Source organism: Paracoccus halophilus, from assembly GCF_000763905.1.
Classification (GTDB): domain Bacteria; phylum Pseudomonadota; class Alphaproteobacteria; order Rhodobacterales; family Rhodobacteraceae; genus Paracoccus; species Paracoccus halophilus.
Genome location: NZ_JRKN01000006.1, coordinates 62723 through 78350 on the forward strand (window position 1 = coordinate 62723; position 15628 = coordinate 78350).

The 15628-nt window shown below is 68.3% G+C and carries 17 protein-coding genes and 2 tRNA genes; 11 read left to right on the forward strand and 8 right to left on the reverse strand.

The window, feature by feature from the left end:
- Positions 1-6: 6 nt before the first annotated feature.
- Entirely contained in the window at positions 7-522 is a 516-nt protein-coding gene (locus IT41_RS06040; protein WP_175496398.1) for a L,D-transpeptidase family protein, read from the forward strand.
- On the opposite strand, the gene IT41_RS06045 is transcribed toward IT41_RS06040, so the two are convergent.
- The 3 genes from IT41_RS06045 to IT41_RS06055 all read right to left on the reverse strand — a co-directional run bounded on the left by IT41_RS06045 (position 519) and on the right by IT41_RS06055 (position 3538).
- Positions 519-1712 carry a THUMP domain-containing class I SAM-dependent RNA methyltransferase gene (locus IT41_RS06045; protein ID WP_081967476.1) on the reverse strand — a complete coding sequence of 398 codons (1194 nt, stop codon included), beginning with the start codon at positions 1710-1712 and terminating at the stop codon, positions 519-521. The genes IT41_RS06040 and IT41_RS06045 overlap by 4 nt on opposite strands.
- Before the next feature lie 78 nt (positions 1713-1790).
- Positions 1791-2579: a metallophosphoesterase family protein gene (locus IT41_RS06050; protein ID WP_036739482.1), complete on the reverse strand. Its 789-nt coding sequence runs from the start codon at positions 2577-2579 to the stop codon at positions 1791-1793.
- Positions 2576-3538 (reverse strand): diacylglycerol/lipid kinase family protein, encoded by a 963-nt coding sequence (locus IT41_RS06055; RefSeq protein ID WP_052081296.1) that lies wholly within the window; start codon positions 3536-3538, stop codon positions 2576-2578. The genes IT41_RS06050 and IT41_RS06055 overlap by 4 nt, the downstream gene beginning before the upstream one ends.
- Before the next feature lie 247 nt (positions 3539-3785).
- On the opposite strand from IT41_RS06055, the gene IT41_RS06060 reads away from it, so the two are divergent.
- From IT41_RS06060 to IT41_RS06070, 3 genes are read left to right on the forward strand one after another with little or no spacing between them, the layout of a single operon-like run.
- Positions 3786-5009, forward strand: a complete 1224-nt coding sequence (locus tag IT41_RS06060) for an isochorismate synthase (protein ID WP_036739483.1) — start codon at positions 3786-3788, stop codon at positions 5007-5009.
- The gene (locus tag IT41_RS06065; protein WP_036739484.1) at positions 5009-5656 is read left to right on the forward strand and encodes an isochorismatase family protein; all 648 of its coding nucleotides are present in this window, start codon (positions 5009-5011) and stop codon (positions 5654-5656) included. Before IT41_RS06060 ends, IT41_RS06065 begins: the two co-directional genes overlap by 1 nt.
- Complete coding sequence (locus tag IT41_RS06070) at positions 5656-6429, forward strand: 2,3-dihydro-2,3-dihydroxybenzoate dehydrogenase (protein ID WP_036739485.1); 774 nt, start codon at positions 5656-5658, stop codon at positions 6427-6429. The genes IT41_RS06065 and IT41_RS06070 overlap by 1 nt, the downstream gene beginning before the upstream one ends.
- A 2-nt stretch (positions 6430-6431) precedes the next feature.
- On the opposite strand, the gene IT41_RS06075 is transcribed toward IT41_RS06070, so the two are convergent.
- The 4 genes from IT41_RS06075 to IT41_RS06090 all read right to left on the reverse strand — a co-directional run bounded on the left by IT41_RS06075 (position 6432) and on the right by IT41_RS06090 (position 9486).
- Positions 6432-6674 carry a phosphopantetheine-binding protein gene (locus tag IT41_RS06075; RefSeq protein ID WP_036739486.1) on the reverse strand — a complete coding sequence of 81 codons (243 nt, stop codon included), beginning with the start codon at positions 6672-6674 and terminating at the stop codon, positions 6432-6434.
- Positions 6675-6684: 10 nt separating this feature from the next.
- Positions 6685-8304 (reverse strand): (2,3-dihydroxybenzoyl)adenylate synthase, encoded by a 1620-nt coding sequence (locus IT41_RS06080; RefSeq protein WP_036739489.1) that lies wholly within the window; start codon positions 8302-8304, stop codon positions 6685-6687.
- Between the two features lie 143 nt (positions 8305-8447).
- Complete coding sequence (locus IT41_RS06085) at positions 8448-8882, reverse strand: hypothetical protein (protein ID WP_052081297.1); 435 nt, start codon at positions 8880-8882, stop codon at positions 8448-8450.
- A complete protein-coding gene (locus tag IT41_RS06090; protein WP_036739656.1) occupies positions 8875-9486 on the reverse strand; it encodes a DUF5671 domain-containing protein in 612 nt (203 codons plus the stop codon). The genes IT41_RS06085 and IT41_RS06090 overlap by 8 nt, the downstream gene beginning before the upstream one ends.
- A gap of 182 nt (positions 9487-9668) precedes the next feature.
- Here IT41_RS06090 and IT41_RS06095 point away from each other — a divergent pair.
- Positions 9669-9743 (forward strand) — tRNA-Gly (locus IT41_RS06095).
- 212 nt (positions 9744-9955) lie between these two features.
- Entirely contained in the window at positions 9956-10384 is a 429-nt protein-coding gene (locus tag IT41_RS20605; protein ID WP_052081317.1) for a hypothetical protein, read from the forward strand.
- A 46-nt stretch (positions 10385-10430) separates the two neighbouring features.
- Here IT41_RS20605 and ychF read toward each other — a convergent pair whose 3' ends face one another.
- Positions 10431-11528, reverse strand: a complete 1098-nt coding sequence (ychF, locus tag IT41_RS06105) for a redox-regulated ATPase YchF (protein WP_036739491.1) — start codon at positions 11526-11528, stop codon at positions 10431-10433.
- Positions 11529-11746: 218 nt separating this feature from the next.
- Here ychF and IT41_RS06110 point away from each other — a divergent pair, with 218 nt between their 5' ends.
- The 5 genes from IT41_RS06110 (at position 11747) to IT41_RS06130 (ending at position 15561) form a co-directional block, all read left to right on the forward strand.
- Positions 11747-12241 carry an acyloxyacyl hydrolase gene (locus tag IT41_RS06110; protein ID WP_139221630.1) on the forward strand — a complete coding sequence of 165 codons (495 nt, stop codon included), beginning with the start codon at positions 11747-11749 and terminating at the stop codon, positions 12239-12241.
- Between the two features lie 64 nt (positions 12242-12305).
- Positions 12306-13103 carry a tryptophan synthase subunit alpha gene (gene trpA, locus IT41_RS06115; protein WP_036739493.1) on the forward strand — a complete coding sequence of 266 codons (798 nt, stop codon included), beginning with the start codon at positions 12306-12308 and terminating at the stop codon, positions 13101-13103.
- 104 nt (positions 13104-13207) lie between these two features.
- Positions 13208-13834, forward strand: a complete 627-nt coding sequence (locus IT41_RS06120) for a glutathione S-transferase family protein (RefSeq protein WP_036739494.1) — start codon at positions 13208-13210, stop codon at positions 13832-13834.
- Positions 13835-13837: 3 nt separating this feature from the next.
- Positions 13838-15364, forward strand: coding sequence for a VOC family protein (locus IT41_RS06125; protein ID WP_036739495.1), 1527 nt, complete (start codon positions 13838-13840; stop codon positions 15362-15364).
- 123 nt (positions 15365-15487) lie between these two features.
- Positions 15488-15561: transfer RNA gene (locus IT41_RS06130), tRNA-Cys, on the forward strand.
- The last annotated feature ends 67 nt before the right edge of the window (positions 15562-15628 follow it).

Here is a 15628-nt window from a genome sequence, read left to right on the forward strand (position 1 = left end):
ACGCCCATGGGGCTGCGCGCCGGCCGCCGCGTGATCCCGTGCTCGGTCGGGCGCGGCGGCCTTACCACGACCAAGCACGAGGGCGACGGCGCGACCCCGGTCGGCCGGCATCGTCTGGTCGGGCTGCTTTACCGCCCCGACCGGCTGGCGCGGCCCGCCGACTGGGCGCGGCCGATCCTGCCGCGCGATCTGTGGTGCGACGACGCGGCGCATTCGGAATATAACCAGCTGGTGCGCGCGCCCTTTGCCCCCGGGCACGAGGCGCTGCGGCGGGCCGATCCGCTCTATGACATCGTGCTGGTGACGGATTGGAACTGGCCGGACGCGCGACCGGGCAGGGGATCGGCGATATTCCTGCATCAATGGCGCCGGCCGGGCTTTGCCACCGCGGGCTGCATCGCCATGGCGCGGCGCGACCTGATCCGCCTGGCCGGGCTGGTCCGGCCCGGCGACCTGCTCGAGGTGCCCCTCCTGCCCCGCTGGCCGGCCCGCCGGCCCGCCAGCCGTCACGGCAAGGATTAAAGCGGTCCGGTCCGGTAGAGCCGGATCTTCAGCCCGCCATGGGCGACATAGGGGCCGGGCTCGCGAAACGGCAGGCCGGTGGCGCGCGCCAGCTGCCCGTCACTGGTGACCAGGCCGACGCGCCAGCCCCCGAACCGTTCGCGCAGCACCGCGCCCAGGGCTGCGTGCAGGCCGAAAAGCGGCCCCTTGTTGCCGATCCTGGCGCCATAGGGCGGGTTGACGATGACCAGACCCGGCGGGCCTTCGGGGCGGATCAGATCGCCGATCGCCCGGTTCTGGAAATCGGACCAGCCGCCGACCCCGGCGCGGGCGGCGTTCTCATGGCTCATGCGGATCGCGCCGGCATCGCGGTCGCTGCCGTGAAAGGTGATCGCGGGCGGGGTCGCGACATGCTTGCGCTGGTCGGCCCAGGCCTCGGGATCGAAGCCCGGCAGATGCTCGAAGGCGAAGCCGCGCATCCGCCCGGGATGCAGCCCCGCGGCGATCTCGGCCGCCTCGATGACAAAGGTGCCCGAGCCGCACATCGGGTCCAGCACCGGCTCGTGCCCGTCAAAGCCGCATTGGCGCAGGAACATCGCCGCCATGGTTTCGCGCATCGGCGCCTTGCCGACCGCCTGCTTGTGGCCGCGCTTGTGCAGCGACTCGCCCGATGTATCGACGCTGATCGTGCACAGATCGTCCTCGATCCGGACCTTCAGCGTGACCGGCGCATCATCGGCGACCGGCGCGCCCAGGCTGTCGCGAATGGCGGCCTCGATCCGCTGGCTGATGGCGCCGGCGTGATAGATGCGCGACTTGCGGCTGCTGGCCTCGACCCGGACCGGGATATCGGCGCGCAGCCAGTCGCCCCAGGGAAAGCGCCGCGCCCGCTTGTCCAGTTGCGCCGGGTGCATGGCCCGAAACGATCCGATCCGCGCCAGCACGCGCGTCGCGCCGCGAATTTCCAGATTGGCGCGCCGGACATCTGCCCAGCCGCCGGTGAAGCTCACGCCCCCCGGCTGGACATGGGCATCAAGGCCAAGGGCGCGGGCCTCGTCGGCCAGCGGCTCCTCAAGCCCCGGCGTGGCGACGAGGAATATCTCCATCGCCGCCGGATCGGCGGCAAGCGCGACGGTTTGCGGAGCGGGCGGCGACAGGGGCTGCGTCACCGGGCGCGGCGCGCGGGGCGGGGTGGTTTTTCTGGGCTTCATCACGATCCGGCGACAAGGGCCTTGCATCATGCGACGAGCGGCCGGCAAAGGCAATCATGCCCGCCGTCCCCGGCAGGCTCAGAGGCTTTTCCAGCCCCCGTCGCGGCGGCTGAAGCGCATCTGCTCGGGCGGCAGAAAGCCCGGTTCCGACATCGGCGCGACATGGCGGGTGATGCACAGCTCGGGGCCGTCGAAATCGAGCACCGCGAATTCGTTCTGGCGATCCCCCGGACGGTTGCAAAGCGCGGTGCCGGCCTGAACCTGCAGGACGCCGCCCTGCCCGTCCCGCAGAAAGGCGCCCGCTGACCAGACATGCAGATGCCCGCTCAGCACCACATGCAGCCCGGCGGATTGCAGGTCCCGCAGGGCCTCGGGCGCGCCCTTCATCAGCATCTTGTCCACCTCGGGGCGCTGCTGCATCGGATGGTGCAGGGCGAGGATATTGGTGCAGCCGGGATCCAGATTGCCGATCACCCGCCTGACCTGCGCGCCGGTGATGACACCGCGCTGCCAGGCCGTCGGATCGACGCTGTTCACCCCCTGCACGCGGACATGCCCGACATGCGCCACCGGTTCGAGGTCATTCGCGATGGCCCGGCAATAGCGACGATAGGGCCGCGCGAGCCGGGCGGTCAGCTTGAACAGCGGGATATCGTGATTGCCCGGCACGGCGATCAGCGGCGCCTCGATCCGGCGCAGGAAGGACCCCGCCGCCGCGAACTGGCCCGAGCGGCCGCGATGCGTCAGATCGCCCGTCACGACCACCAGATCGGGCCGCGCCGCGTTCACCCTGTCCAGAAGTGGCGCGACCAGCGCCTGGCGTTCATATCCGAAATGCAGGTCCGAAAGATGCAGGATGCGGGTCATGCCCCATCCTGTACCGCATCCTGCGCCGGGACCAGCACCTTGAGCGCGTCATGCCGGACCCGGACCTCGAAGGGCGAATCCATCCATGTCTTTTCGCCGTCATGGGCGACATATTCATGGGCGGGGACCGCCTCGATCCGCATACTGTCGGCGCAAACCAGATCGAAATCGGCGTAGCGCGCGCTTTTGCCAAAGGCCAGCCGCAGCGCCGCGCGCACCAGCGGCGCGGGCCTGCGCGCCCGCGCGACCAGCAGCGCCAGATGCCCGTCGCGGATGCAGTCGGCGCCCTCCAGCCCGAAGATCTCCAGCTGATAGGCGCTTTTCGCCACGAAGGCGAGCGCGGTGGTGAATTCGTGGCGCTGGCCCTCGGCCTCGACGGTCAGGCGCAGCGGGTGGCGCAGGCTCCACAGCGCGACGATCGCCGACCAATAGGCGGCAATGCGGGAACGCCCCCAGCGGCGATAGATGCTTTCGCGCCGCTTGAGCACTTCGGGATAGGCGCCCAGGCTGATATTGTTCAGAAATATCAGCCCGTTCACCTCGCCCACATGAACATGGCGCAGGCGCGGCGCGTCGAACAGGCGCAGCGCCTCGTCAACGGTTTCCCAGCCCAGATCACGGGCGAAATAGTTGAAGGTTCCGCCGGGGATCACCGCCATCGCCACATCGGTGCCGGCAATGGCGCTGGCAATCGCCGCCTGGGTGCCATCGCCGCCGGCGCTGACGATCACATCGGCGCCGTCCTCGACCGCCTGCCGCGCCAGATCGACAAGATCGCTGCCCTTTTCGACCCGCCGGATGTCCAGTTGCGCGACCTGATCCCGAAGCCGCTCGCGCAGCCGCTCGGCGATGTCGTCGCCGGCCTTGCGCCCCGAGCCCATGTTGACGATCACGCATAGTTTCGCGCGGGACAGATCGAAAACCTGCTCATCGGGATGATTCACGGCATGGCTGTTCATTCGGACCCTCGTGTCGCGGCTACGTGCTGCAACACAGCAACCCTTGTCCGGGTTCCCGCGCGCCTGTTCACCGATAGGGCATAATTTCCGATGTTTTTACTTGCCTTTTCGGGGGCGCTTTGACAGATTGCGCCGCATCGACTCGAAACGGGCGTTTTTGTGATTTTTTTTCAACGCCTTGCTTCGGAACGATGCATTTTTCGGGCCGCGCCGCACCGCCACGGCATCCGGCATTCATGAGACTGAAATGACGCATTCTCCGCCAGCGCCGTCCCAGGCAGATGCAACAGTCGCAACCGGCCGCATCCCGTTCCGCTTTGACGGGGCGGGCGGCTGCGTCCAGGGGCTCGGCCCGGCAAGGCCGCTGCCGCGCGGCGATGCCGGCACGCTGGCCGCGCGCATCGCCGGGGCGATGGCCGGGGCCGGCCCGGACGAGATCATCGGCGGCGCGCTGCCCTTTCACCGCGAGGCGGATGATTGTCTCTGGCAGTGCCGCGCCCGGAAATCCGCCCATATCGCCGTGACGCCCCGACCGCTGGATCTGCGCGGCAGCAGCCTGCGCCCCGAACCCGAGGCCCCCGACTATGCCCTTGCCGTCGCCCGGGCGCTGCAGATCATGGCGCAGGAGGCCGGCGCCGATCATGCGCTGGAAAAGATCGTGCTGGCGCGTACCCTGCTGGTCGAATCCGCCGCGCCGATCGCCATCGACGCCTTGATGTCGCGGCTGGGGGCCGACAGCAGCGTCACCGCCTTTCAGGTGGCATTGCCGCAACTGCCGGGCGCGGATCATCCGCGAACGCTGTGCGGCGCCACGCCGGAACTGCTGGTCGAAAAAACGGGCGCGCGCGTCGCCTCGCACCCGCTGGCCGGCTCGGCCCGGCGCAGCGGCGATCCGCGGATCGACCGGCAGGCCGCCGATGGGCTGGAACATTCCGCCAAGGATCAGCGCGAACATGCGCTTGTGGTCGAGGCGATCCTGGACACGCTCGCCCCCTATTGCCGGCAGCTGGGCTGTCCGCAGGGCACCCGGCTGACCTCGACCAGCAGCATGTGGCATCTGGGCACCCGGATCGAGGGCGAGCTCAGGGATCCCGCGACGCCCTCGGTGCTGCTGGCCTCGGCCCTGCATCCGACGCCGGCGGTCTGCGGCGTGCCGAGCCACCGGGCGGCGGGGTTCATCAAGGTGCTGGAACCCGTGCCGCGCGATTTCTATGCCGGGGCCGTCGGCTGGTGCGACAATCGCGGCGACGGAGCCTGGTATGTCGCGATCCGCTGCGCCGAGATCAGCGGCGGGCAGGCGCGGCTTTACGCCGGGGCGGGGATCGTGCCCGGTTCCGACCCGATGGCCGAAGCGGCGGAAACCGGCGCGAAATTCGGCGCCCTTCTGGCCGCGCTTGGTCTGCCGGCGGATGCCGGACTGGCCAAGGTCGCGCGCCCCGACAGCCGGCGCGAATGCAAGGAGAGCCATTGATGGCCCTGCCCGGAATTGCCCCCTATGACCTGCCCGGCCCGGCCGATCTGCCCGCCCCGCGCGGTCCCTGGCAGCCGCAGCGCGACCGGCTGGCCCTGCTGATCCACGACATGCAGCGCTATTTCTGCCGCCCCTTTGCCGCCGGCGCGCCGCTGGCCCCGGCAGTGGCGAATATGGCGCGGCTGATCGCGGCGGCGCGGGCGGCGGGCGTGCCGGTCTTCTACACCGCGCAAAAGGGCAACCAGTTCCGCCCCGATCGCGGATTGCAGGCCGATCTGTGGGGTCCGGGCATGCAGGCCATTCCCGAGCACGAGGAGATCCTGCCCGAACTGGCCCCGGAGGAAGGGGATATCGTGCTGGTCAAGCATCGCTACAGCGCCTTTCAGCGCGCGAATCTGGAAACCCTGATGCGGGCGCGGGGCCGCGACCAGCTGATGATCTGCGGCATCTATGCGCATATCGGCTGCCTCGCCACCGCGGCCGAGGCCTTTCAGCGCGACATCGAAGCCTTCGCCGTCGCCGACGCCCAGGCCGATTTCAGCCGCGAGAAACAGGATATGGCCATGGGCTGGATCGCCGCGACCTGCGGCGTGCCGCTGGCCACGGATCGGGCGCTGGCGGCGCTGGACGGCAAGGGGGCCGCGTGATGCAACTGACGGGATTCGACGGAAAGCTGGCCATCGTGACCGGCGCGGCCGGGGGCATCGGACAGGCCGTGACCCACGCCCTGCTGGATGCCGGCGCGCGTGTCATCGCCAGCGATACGGAAACCGCGCTGGCCGCCGCCACCCTGCCCGAAGGCGCAATCCCGCGCCCGCTGGATGTGCGCGACGCCGAGGCGGCCGAGGCGCTGGTCCGCGCGGTGCAGGCCGAACACGGCCCGCTTGGCCTTGGCGTCCATGCCGCCGGCATCCTGGCCATGGCCCCTCTGCTGGAAATGGCGCCGCAGGACTGGCAGCGCGTCATCGACACCAATACCAACGGCACATTCAACGCCACCCGCGTCATGGGCCGCGCCATGGTCGGGAATGGCGGCGGGGCGATCGTCGCGGTCAGCTCGAACGCCGCGAATGTGCCGCGCGTGAACATGGGCGCCTATGCCGCGTCAAAGGCCGCGGTGACCATGCTGATCCGCTGTCTGGGGCTGGAACTGGCCGGCCATGGCGTGCGCTGCAATATCGTCGCGCCCGGCTCGACCCTGACGCCGATGCAGACCGGCATGTGGAGCGATGACGGCGGCGCCGGCGAACGCGCGGTGATCGAGGGCAGCCTGGAATATTACCGCACCGGCATCCCGATGAAGAAGCTGGCGAAACCGCAGGATGTCGCGGATGCGGTGATGTATCTGCTGTCGGATCAGGCGGGCCATGTCACCATGGCCGACCTCTTTGTGGATGGCGGCGCGACGCTGCGCGCCTGAGCCTAAAGCCGCGACGAGATCAGCGCCCACCAGCTGTCCAGCGTGGGCTCGCGGGCCAGTTCCTCGAAACTCGCCTCGACGCCCATCTGCTTCAACTCCGAGGCAAAGGTCATCACGGCGATGGAATCCAGCCCGTAAAGGACAAGGTTTTCGGCCGGCTCGATCTCGCAATCGTCCTCGATCAGGTTGCGGATATGGGCGGTCAGCCATTCGCGGCTGATCTGGCTTTTCGTGGCGATGTCCATCCTCGTCCTTTCAGGCATTCTCCGCCGCCAGGCTGTCGCGCAGGCGGCGCTTGTCGATCTTGCCCACCGCCGTCAGCGGCAGTTCGGGCAGAAAGCGGAAACGGTCGGGCAGCTTGTATTCGGCCACGCCCAGTTCCAGCAGGTGACGGCGCAGCACCGGCGGGCCGAGCCGGTCGAGCCCGTCGCGCAGGACCAGAAAGGCGCAGCTTTTCTCGCCCAGATGGGCATCCGGCGCGGCGACCAGCGCGGCATGGGTGATGTCGGGATGGCGGACCAGCAGGTTCTCGATTTCCTCGGCCGCGATCTTTTCGCCGCCGCGGTTGATCTGGTCCTTGATCCGGCCCACCACGCGCAGATAGCCGTTTTCACGTACCACCACATCGCCCGAGTGATAGAACCCGTCCCGGTCGAATGCCTGGGCGTTATGCTCCGGGCTGCGATAATAGCCGCGAAACGTATAGGGGCCGCGCGTGGCCAGCGCGCCGGGCGTGCCGTCGGGCACGGGTTCGCCGTCCTCGTCCAGCACGCGAACCTCGTCATCGGGGCTGATCGGCCGGCCCTGGGTGGTAAAGACGATCTCGTCGGGGTCGTCCAGCCGGGTATAGTTCACCAGCCCCTCGGCCATGCCGAAGACCTGCTGCAAGCGGCAGCCCAGCAATTCAGGCACGCGCCGGGCGGTCGCCTCGGCAAAGCTGGCGCCGCCGACCAGCATCAGCTCCAGCGAGGCGAGGCTGTCGCGGCGGCTGGCGTCATCCTCGACCGCGCGCTGCCACAGGGCGACGGCGGGGGGGACCAGCGGGACCATGGTGATCCGCTCGGCCGCGATCAGGTCGAAACAGGACAGAGGCTCGGGGTTCGGGGCCATGACCACGGTGCCGCCGGCGTGAAAGACGCCCAGCACGCCCGGTGAACTCATGGTGAAATTATGCCCCGCCGGCAGCGCGCAGAGAAACCGCGTCCGCGCGGTCACACCGCAGATATCGACGCTGGCGCGGATGCTGTAATCGTAATCGTTATGGGTGCGCGGGATCAGCTTGGGCGTGCCGGTGCTGCCGCCGGACAGCTGGAAAAACGCCACCTCACCGGCCGGGGTCGGACCAGCCTGCGCCGGCAGTTCGGCGCCGTCGCGCAGCCAAAAGCCAAGGCCGCGTTCCGGCGCATCCTCGCCCAGCAGCAGAACATGCTCGACCCCGCCGGCGCGCAGTTCATCGGCAAAGGCGTCGTCGCGAAACAGCTCGTGCTGGCGCGAGGCGATGACGACGCGCGGCGCGATCTGCTGCGCATAGGCGGTCAGTTCCAGCCGGCGATGGCTGAACAGCGCATTGACTGGCGCGACACCGATGCGCAAGAGCGCGAAAAAGGCCACGAACAGCTCGGCCACATTGGGCAATTGCACGATGGCCGTATCGCCATGGCCCAGCCCCGCCTGCGCCAGCCGTGCGGCCAGATTGCGCGACATCCGGTCCAGATCGGCATAGCTGAGGCGACGGGCGCCGCAGACCAGCGCCGCGGCCTGCGGCTCGGCCGCCATGCGCGCGTCCAGGATGCCCGTCAGCGGCCGGTCGATCCAGTAGCCCGCCTCGCGGTAACGCTGGGCCAGATCCTGCGGCCAAGGGGTGAATTCGATCATCGGACAACCTGCTCCAACAGCATGCCCGGCGCCGGCGGGGTGCCGGCAAGTAACCAAGGCAATTCGTCGGATATTCCTATCCAGCTTTCGCAGCCAAGGCAAGTTCGGCCCCGATCCGCCGCCATGCGCCCCGGCGGGACCCTTCAGCCGCGATAGCCGGCTGGGTGGCGCGGCACCCACCGCCCGGCCGGGGCGGAATGGAGTTCGCGGTGAATGCAGCCTTCTTCGTCCCAGCCCCAGCGGGCGCGATCCGGGGGGACCGGCAGCTCGAATCCCGCGCAAAGCCGGTAGCTGCGCGGCCCCGTGACCTCGTAGCGATAGGGCGCGCCGGTATAGGGGTCGGTCAGCGGCACCGGCCAGTTGCATTGCGGAATCGGGTCCAGCCTCCGCGGCAGGCGGTCGTCATCGCGATGCGCCAGGCAGACGACCTGTCGGTCCAGCGCCTCAAGGTCGCGCATGCGGGCATCGTCGTGACGCTCCATCCTCGCGCGGCCGGGGCCTCCGGTGACGACCAGCCCGAGGATCACGGCCAGCGCCGCCAGCAGCGCAATGGCGATCATGCTCCAGCCCCTAGTCATCCAGAGCGTCCCGGCAATAGCCAAAGACCAGCGCCGCGACGGCCGCGACCAGCACCGCCTTAGCGGCGAAGCGGGCCGTCAGCTCGCCATTGAGCAGGGTAAAGATGACCGTCACGCCGTCGCCCAGCAGCACCAGCAAAGCCAGCAGCAGCGTGACCGAGGCGAACCATTTGCGCACCAGTGACCGCCGCTGCCCGGCATCGTCGCGCATCTGCCCCTGCGCCTTGCGGCTGAGCCAGACGAAAAGCGGCGTGAACACGATCAGCGACGCCACCGGCCAGCGGATCGAGCCATCCGCCCGATAGGTCCTGATATCCGCGGGATCGGGGATCAGCCGGTCGATCAGCTCCATGCCCAGATCGCAGATCCGCCAGGCGATGATCGCGAGCGACAGAAACAGCAGACCGTAAAGAACCGCCTCGCGGAACGAGGCATAGGCGCGCGGCCGCGGCACGGGCGGCAGGCCCGGCACGGTTTCCCAGCCGTGCAGCGCCTCGTCTATCTCGTGCCCGGACCAGCCGGCATCCGCCAGCGCGCGGGCGATCTGATCGCGGTCCGCGCCCCGCACCAGCGCGTCACGGACAAATTCGGACAGCAGTTCCATCGGCACCTCGTTTCCGGCAGCCTTGGCGCAGCCGGATCCGAAGTCAAGCGGCCGGGCGGCCAGAAGGCGGCGGCCGGGCGGGGCGAAATATTTTCGCCGGGCCCGGCATTTTCCCCTTGCGCCCCCCGGCATCGTCCCATAAATGACCCGTCACCGGCGGGCGCGAGCCACCGGGACGGGGCGCGGGCGTAGCTCAGGGGTAGAGCATAACCTTGCCAAGGTTAGGGTCGTGAGTTCGAATCTCATCGCCCGCTCCAGATTCCTCCCATGGGGAGCAGACGAAAAGCGGCCCAAGGGCCGCTTTCGGCGTTTCAGGCCCTGCGCGATGATGCCACCCGCCGTGGGCAAAGCCGCCCCGAGCCTTGCCGGCGCAGTTTCGGCGAAATGCCGCCACCGGGCGAAACGGGCCGCTACCCTGGCGGCCGGCGCGGCGTTAATAGCCCAGCCAGTCCGAGCGATGAGGGAATTGATGAAACGCGCCATCCGCCTTGCCGTGCTCCTTGCGATGACGACCAGCCTTACCATGCCCGCCGCTGCGGATGAGGGGCGCGGCAAGGGCCATAGGAAAGATCGCGGCGACCGGCATGAACAGCGCGAGCGACGCGAGCATCGCGACCAGCGCGCCTGGCGCGCGGGATGCCCGCCGGGGCTGGTCCGGCAGAACCGCGCCTGCCTGCCGCCCGGACAGGTCCGCAGATACGACCGCGACCACCGGCCCCACCGGGGCGAGGTGCTGCGCATCGGCGATTACCGGCCCGTCGATGATCTGGCCCGCTACAATCTTGAGCGGCGGCGGGGCTGGAACTATTACCGCGACAATGACCGCATCTATCGCGTGGACAGCGATACGCGCAAAGTGCTTGCGGTGCTGGAACTGATCCAGGCCTTTTCCGACTGAAGCCGCCGCGCATCACGGGCGCCACCCCGCCAATCGCAGGTCCGGTTCAGGCGTTGAACAGGAAATGCAGCACGTCGCCGTCCCGCACCTGATAGGTTTTACCCTCGACGCGGAACTTGCCGGCCTCGCGCGCGCCGGCCTCGCCCTTGTAGGTGACGTAATCGTCATAGGCGACCGTCTCGGCACGGATGAAACCGCGTTCGAAATCGCCATGGATGACGCCGGCCGCCTGCGGCGCCAGCGTGCCCCGGTGAATGGTCCAGGCGCGGGCTTCCTTGGGGCCGACGGTGAAATAGGTCTCCAGCCCCAGCAGCTGGTAGCCCTCGCGGATCAGGCGGTCCAGACCGGCCTCTGCAAGGCCCATTTCCGCAAGAAACATCGCTGCCTCGTCGGCGGGTAGCTGGCTGATTTCCTCCTCGATCCGGGCCGAGATGACGACATGCCCGGCGCCCTGTTCGGCCGCCATCCGGGCCACGCGTTCGGACTGGCTGTTGCCAGTGGCGGCGCTGTCCTCTTCGACATTGCAGACATAAAGGACCGGCTTGGCGGTCAGCAGTTGCAGCATGTTCCAGGCCTTGCGGTCGTCCTCGGCCACCTCGACGGTGCGGGCGGGGCGGCCGGCCTCAAGCGCGGATTTCGCGGCCTGCATCAGCCGCGCATCCTCTTTCGCCTGCTTGTCGCCGGCATTGATCTTGCGACTGAGGTTCGCCAGCCGCTTTTCCAGGCTTTCCAGATCGGCGATCATCAGCTCGGTCTCGATCGTCTCGGCATCGGCGATCGGGTCCACGCGACCCTCGACATGGGTCACGTCGCCATCCTCGAAACAGCGCAGCACATGGGCGATGGCGTCCACCTCGCGGATATTGGCCAGAAACTGGTTGCCCAGCCCCTCGCCCTTGCTGGCGCCCTTCACGAGGCCGGCGATATCGACGAATGTGATCCGGGTCGGGATGATCTGCTTGCTGCCTGCAATCGCCGCCAGCCGGTCCAGCCGCGGATCGGGGACGGCGACCTCACCGACATTGGGCTCGATCGTGCAAAAGGGGAAATTCGCGGCCTGCGCGGCAGCGGTTTTCGTCAGCGCGTTGAACAGTGTCGACTTGCCGACATTCGGCAGACCGACGATTCCCATGCGAAAGCCCATGATCCGTTCCTCGCGTAGCGGATGGTTGATGAATTGCGCAGCTTCTAAGCGCCACCCGCCCCCGGCGCAAGCGGCCAGCGCGGGCGCGGCCCCATGCCTGGCCGGGATTGCGACGTCGCGGCCATTCCCGGTCGGGCCGGGTTGCCCCTTGGTCGTTTTCGCGCGAAACGATTTCCAGAAGAGGTTTGATCCAAGAAGCAAAAAAATCGGAGAGCGGCGTGAGACATGCACTGAAAATCCTGGCCGTCATGGCACTGGCTGTGCCCGGAATCGCCAGCGCCAACGAACTGATCATCGGCCTGGCAGGCTCGGATTACAGCCGCAACGGCACGGATGACCGGGTTTTCGGATCGCTGGAATACAAGGCGCGCAGCTTTGCCACACGCTGGGGACTGGATTTCAGCCTGGGCGCCGCCGGGCTTTGGGACAATGGCGACGATTTCTTTCTGGGCGCCGGGCTGATCGTTCGGCGCGATTTCGGCGGCGAGCGCTGGTTTCTCGAATTCAGCGAAATGCCCGGCTATTATCACCATGGCGACAGCGACCGCGATCTGGGCAACGACCTGGAATTCCGCAGCCAGCTTGCCATCGGCTACCGGGTGACGCCGGACTGGGCCGGCTCGCTGGCAATCGCGCATATGTCGAATGCCGATACCGGCGATGACAACCCCGGGGTGAACTTCCTGTCGTTGCGCCTGCATCGCAGCTTCTGACCCCGCCATTGCACTGACCCGCGCTTTCCGGCTAGAGGATCAGCGATCTGCCCGGAGGTGAAGCATGACCAGGATCGAAACCACTTTCGCCGCGCTTGGCGAGGCCCGGCGCAAGGCCTTCGTCGCCTATATGATGGGCTGCGACCCGGATTTCGACCGCTCGCTTGAAATCATGCGGGGCCTGCCCGCGGCCGGCGTCGACATCATCGAGCTGGGTATGCCCTTCACCGATCCGATGGCCGACGGCCCGACGATCCAGGCCGCCGGCCAGCGCGCATTGGCCGCCGGCGGCAGCGTCGGCCGGGTGCTGGACATGGTGCGCGCCTTTCGCCGGGACGACGACCGCACGCCGATCGTGCTGATGGGCTATTACAACCCGATCTATGCCCGCGAGGGCGGCGTCGCGCGCTTTCTGGCCGAGGCGTCCGAGGCCGGCGTGGACGGTCTGATCGTCGTCGATCTGCCGCCCGAAGAGGATGCCGAACTGTGCCTGCCCGCCCAGGCGGCCGGGCTGAACTTCATCCGGCTGGCCACCCCCACCACCGACGACCGCCGCCTGCCGGCCGTGGTCCGCAACACCAGCGGGTTCGTCTATTATGTCAGCGTGACCGGCATCACCGGCGGCCCCGCCGCCAATGCCGCCGAGGTCGCCCCCGAGGTCGCCCGCATCCGCGCCAGCGCCGGCCTGCCGGTGGTCGTGGGCTTCGGCATCTCGACCCCCGAGGCCGCGCGGGCCGTCGCCGGCGTGGCCGATGGCTGCGTCGTCGGCAGCGCCATCGTCAAGCTGATCGGCGAGGGCCGCCCGACCGCCGAGATTCTGGCCTTTGTCAGGGAACTCGCCGCGGGCGCGCACAGCGCCTGATCGCGCCGCCCCGTCCGGCTGCGGAATACGCGGCATTTTGCGCCTTTACTCCGGGCGCCCGACAGCGTTGCCTTGGGTGTGCCCGACAACCGACCGAGGATGCCATGCCCAAGCTGCTTTACCATACCGGCGCCTGCTCGCTGGCGCCCCATATCGTGCTGGAATGGATCGGCGCGCCCTACGAGGCGCAGCCGGTCGAATTCGGATCGCAGGAGCTTCTGGCGATCAACCCCTCGGGCGCGGTGCCGGCCCTGATCGAGGATGACGGCTGGGTTCTGACCCAGGCCGGCGCCATCCTGCGCTATCTGGCCGACAAGCACCCCGAGGCCGATCTGGCGGGCGACACCGGGCCGCGCGGCGCGGCGGAACTGGATCGCTGGTCCAGTTTCCTGACCGGCGACCTGCATCCCGGCTTTTTCCCGATCTTCACCCCGCAGCGCTATACCACCAGCCGCGAAAAAGCCGATCTGGACGCGGTGCAAGAGGCGGGCCGCAGGCTGGTCCGCCGATATCTGGGCCTGCTCGCGCGTCATCTCGACGGTCGCGACTGGATTCTGGGGCGGCGCTCGGTCATCGACGCCTATGCCTTTCCGATGCTCCGCTGGGCCGCGAAAATGCTGCCCGAGGGGACCGGCGGCTGGCCCGATCTGCAAGCGCTGCACGACCGGCTGGCCTCGGACGGCGCGGTCATGCGCGTTCTGGCCCGCGAAGCGGGGAAAGCCGGAGGCTGACAGATGACCAGCGGCATCCATCACGTCACCGGCATCACCCGCAGGGTACAGGCCAATGTCGATTTCTACGTGGGCTTTCTGGGCCTGCGACTGGTAAAGCGCACGGGCGGCTATGAGGATGGCGAGCAATTGCACCTGTTCTACGGCGATGCGCTTGGCTCGCCGGGTTCGCTCGTCACCTTTCTCGTCTGGGAGGACGGTGCGCCGGGGCGCGTCGGCCATGGCCAGGTGGCCGAAATCGCGCTGGCCGTGCCGCCGGACAGCATCGGCACATGGCTGACCCGCGCCATGACCGCGCGGGTGCCGATCGAGGGGCCGATGCGCGAGCTGGGCGAGACCGTCCTGCGGCTCAGGGATCCCGATGGCGTGATCGTCAAGCTGGTCGGCGCGGATCTGCCCGCGACGGCGCCGCTGCCCGATCCGATCGCGCCGACACGGCTGCGGGCGGTCACGCTCTTGACCGAAAAACCGGCGGAAACACGGGATTTCATCCGGCGTTTCGGTTATCATGCCGATCGGGCCGAGGGGGCGGTGCAGCGCATGACCTCGGACCGGGATGCGATCGACATCCGGGATGCGACCGGGTTCTTTCCCGGCATCCCCGGCACCGGCATCCTGGACCATGTCGCGTTTCGCGCGCCCGATGCGGATGCCGTACGTGGCATGCGACTGGCGCTGAAGGACGCCAGCGACGTGACCAACGTGCATGACCGGAAGTATTTCCTGTCGCTTTATGTGCGCGATAGTGCCGGAATCCTGCTGGAATATGCCACGGACGCCCCCGGCCTCACCTTGGACGAGGAGCCCCGGCATCTTGGTGAAACCCTGTTCGTCCCGCCCCATGACAGGGCACGCGCAGAGGCCCTGCGCGTGATCCTGCCACAATTCGCCCTGCCGGGCGAGGAAAGGACGCCGATGCGCGATCTGCATTTCATCCACCGCTTCCACCGGCCGGCAAACCCCGATGGCAGCACCATCGTCCTGCTGCATGGCACCGGCGGAAACGAGACCGACCTGATGCCACTGGCCCATGGTCTGGCGCCTGACGCGACCCTGCTTGGCGTGCGCGGCCGCTCGACCGAGGAAGGGATCAACCGCTGGTTTCGCCGTTTCGACACGGTGACCTATGATCAGGCCGATATCCGCGCCGAGGCCACGGCCTTCGCCGCCTTTGTCAGGGATGCCGTCGCCGCCTATGATCTGGACCCGCAACGGATGGTGTTCCTGGGCTATTCCAACGGCGCCAACCTGATCGGCGCGATCCTGCAGCTTGAGCCGCAGGCGATCCGCCACGCGCTGCTGCTGCGTGCCGTCCAGGTGCTACAGGACGCGCCGCGGCTGGCGCCGGATGCGCTGTCCGGGCATCGCGTGCTGATGCTTGGCGGCGCGCGCGATCCCTATGGCCTTATGGCCCCGGCGCTGGAACAGGCGCTGCGCGGGGCCGGCGCCGATCTGGACAGCCAGACGGTTCCCGCCGGGCACGAGCTTTCGGCCGAGGATCTGGACAGGGCCCGCGCCTGGCTGGCCTGAGCCGCGACGCGCGCGGTCCGATCGGCCCGCCTTCTTCGGAGGCCGGTTTTGCGCCCCAGGGCGGAAACGCGATCTTGCGCCGCAGGCAAGAACAGGCTAAATCCCGGCCACTGCTACGGCAACGGTGGGTTGGCGGAGAGGTTACGCACCGGATTGCAAATCCGTGAAGACCGGTTCGATTCCGGTACCCACCTCCAAATCCTTCATGAATCGCGCGTCTTGCTGCCCCGGAAATGCGACGTCGGGTATTTCATCCGGGCATGG

Excerpts from the sequence above, each read along its gene's own strand:
- IT41_RS06090 (WP_036739656.1), bottom strand. The coding sequence starts at position 9,486 with ATGGAACTGCTGTCCGAATTTGTCCGTGACGCGCTGGTGCGGGGCGCG.
- IT41_RS06120 (WP_036739494.1), top strand. The coding sequence starts at position 13,208 with ATGCCCAAGCTGCTTTACCATACCGGCGCCTGCTCGCTGGCGCCCCAT.
- IT41_RS06125 (WP_036739495.1), top strand. The coding sequence starts at position 13,838 with ATGACCAGCGGCATCCATCACGTCACCGGCATCACCCGCAGGGTACAG.
- IT41_RS06070 (WP_036739485.1), top strand. The coding sequence starts at position 5,656 with ATGCAACTGACGGGATTCGACGGAAAGCTGGCCATCGTGACCGGCGCG.
- IT41_RS06085 (WP_052081297.1), bottom strand. The coding sequence starts at position 8,882 with ATGACTAGGGGCTGGAGCATGATCGCCATTGCGCTGCTGGCGGCGCTG.
- trpA (WP_036739493.1), top strand. The coding sequence starts at position 12,306 with ATGACCAGGATCGAAACCACTTTCGCCGCGCTTGGCGAGGCCCGGCGC.
- IT41_RS20605 (WP_052081317.1), top strand. The coding sequence starts at position 9,956 with ATGAAACGCGCCATCCGCCTTGCCGTGCTCCTTGCGATGACGACCAGC.
- ychF (WP_036739491.1), bottom strand. The coding sequence starts at position 11,528 with ATGGGCTTTCGCATGGGAATCGTCGGTCTGCCGAATGTCGGCAAGTCG.
- IT41_RS06055 (WP_052081296.1), bottom strand. The coding sequence starts at position 3,538 with ATGAACAGCCATGCCGTGAATCATCCCGATGAGCAGGTTTTCGATCTG.
- IT41_RS06045 (WP_081967476.1), bottom strand. The coding sequence starts at position 1,712 with ATGAAGCCCAGAAAAACCACCCCGCCCCGCGCGCCGCGCCCGGTGACG.
- IT41_RS06080 (WP_036739489.1), bottom strand. The coding sequence starts at position 8,304 with ATGATCGAATTCACCCCTTGGCCGCAGGATCTGGCCCAGCGTTACCGC.
- IT41_RS06060 (WP_036739483.1), top strand. The coding sequence starts at position 3,786 with ATGACGCATTCTCCGCCAGCGCCGTCCCAGGCAGATGCAACAGTCGCA.
- IT41_RS06040 (WP_175496398.1), top strand. The coding sequence starts at position 7 with ATGGGGCTGCGCGCCGGCCGCCGCGTGATCCCGTGCTCGGTCGGGCGC.
- IT41_RS06075 (WP_036739486.1), bottom strand. The coding sequence starts at position 6,674 with ATGGACATCGCCACGAAAAGCCAGATCAGCCGCGAATGGCTGACCGCC.
- IT41_RS06050 (WP_036739482.1), bottom strand. The coding sequence starts at position 2,579 with ATGACCCGCATCCTGCATCTTTCGGACCTGCATTTCGGATATGAACGC.
- IT41_RS06065 (WP_036739484.1), top strand. The coding sequence starts at position 5,009 with ATGGCCCTGCCCGGAATTGCCCCCTATGACCTGCCCGGCCCGGCCGAT.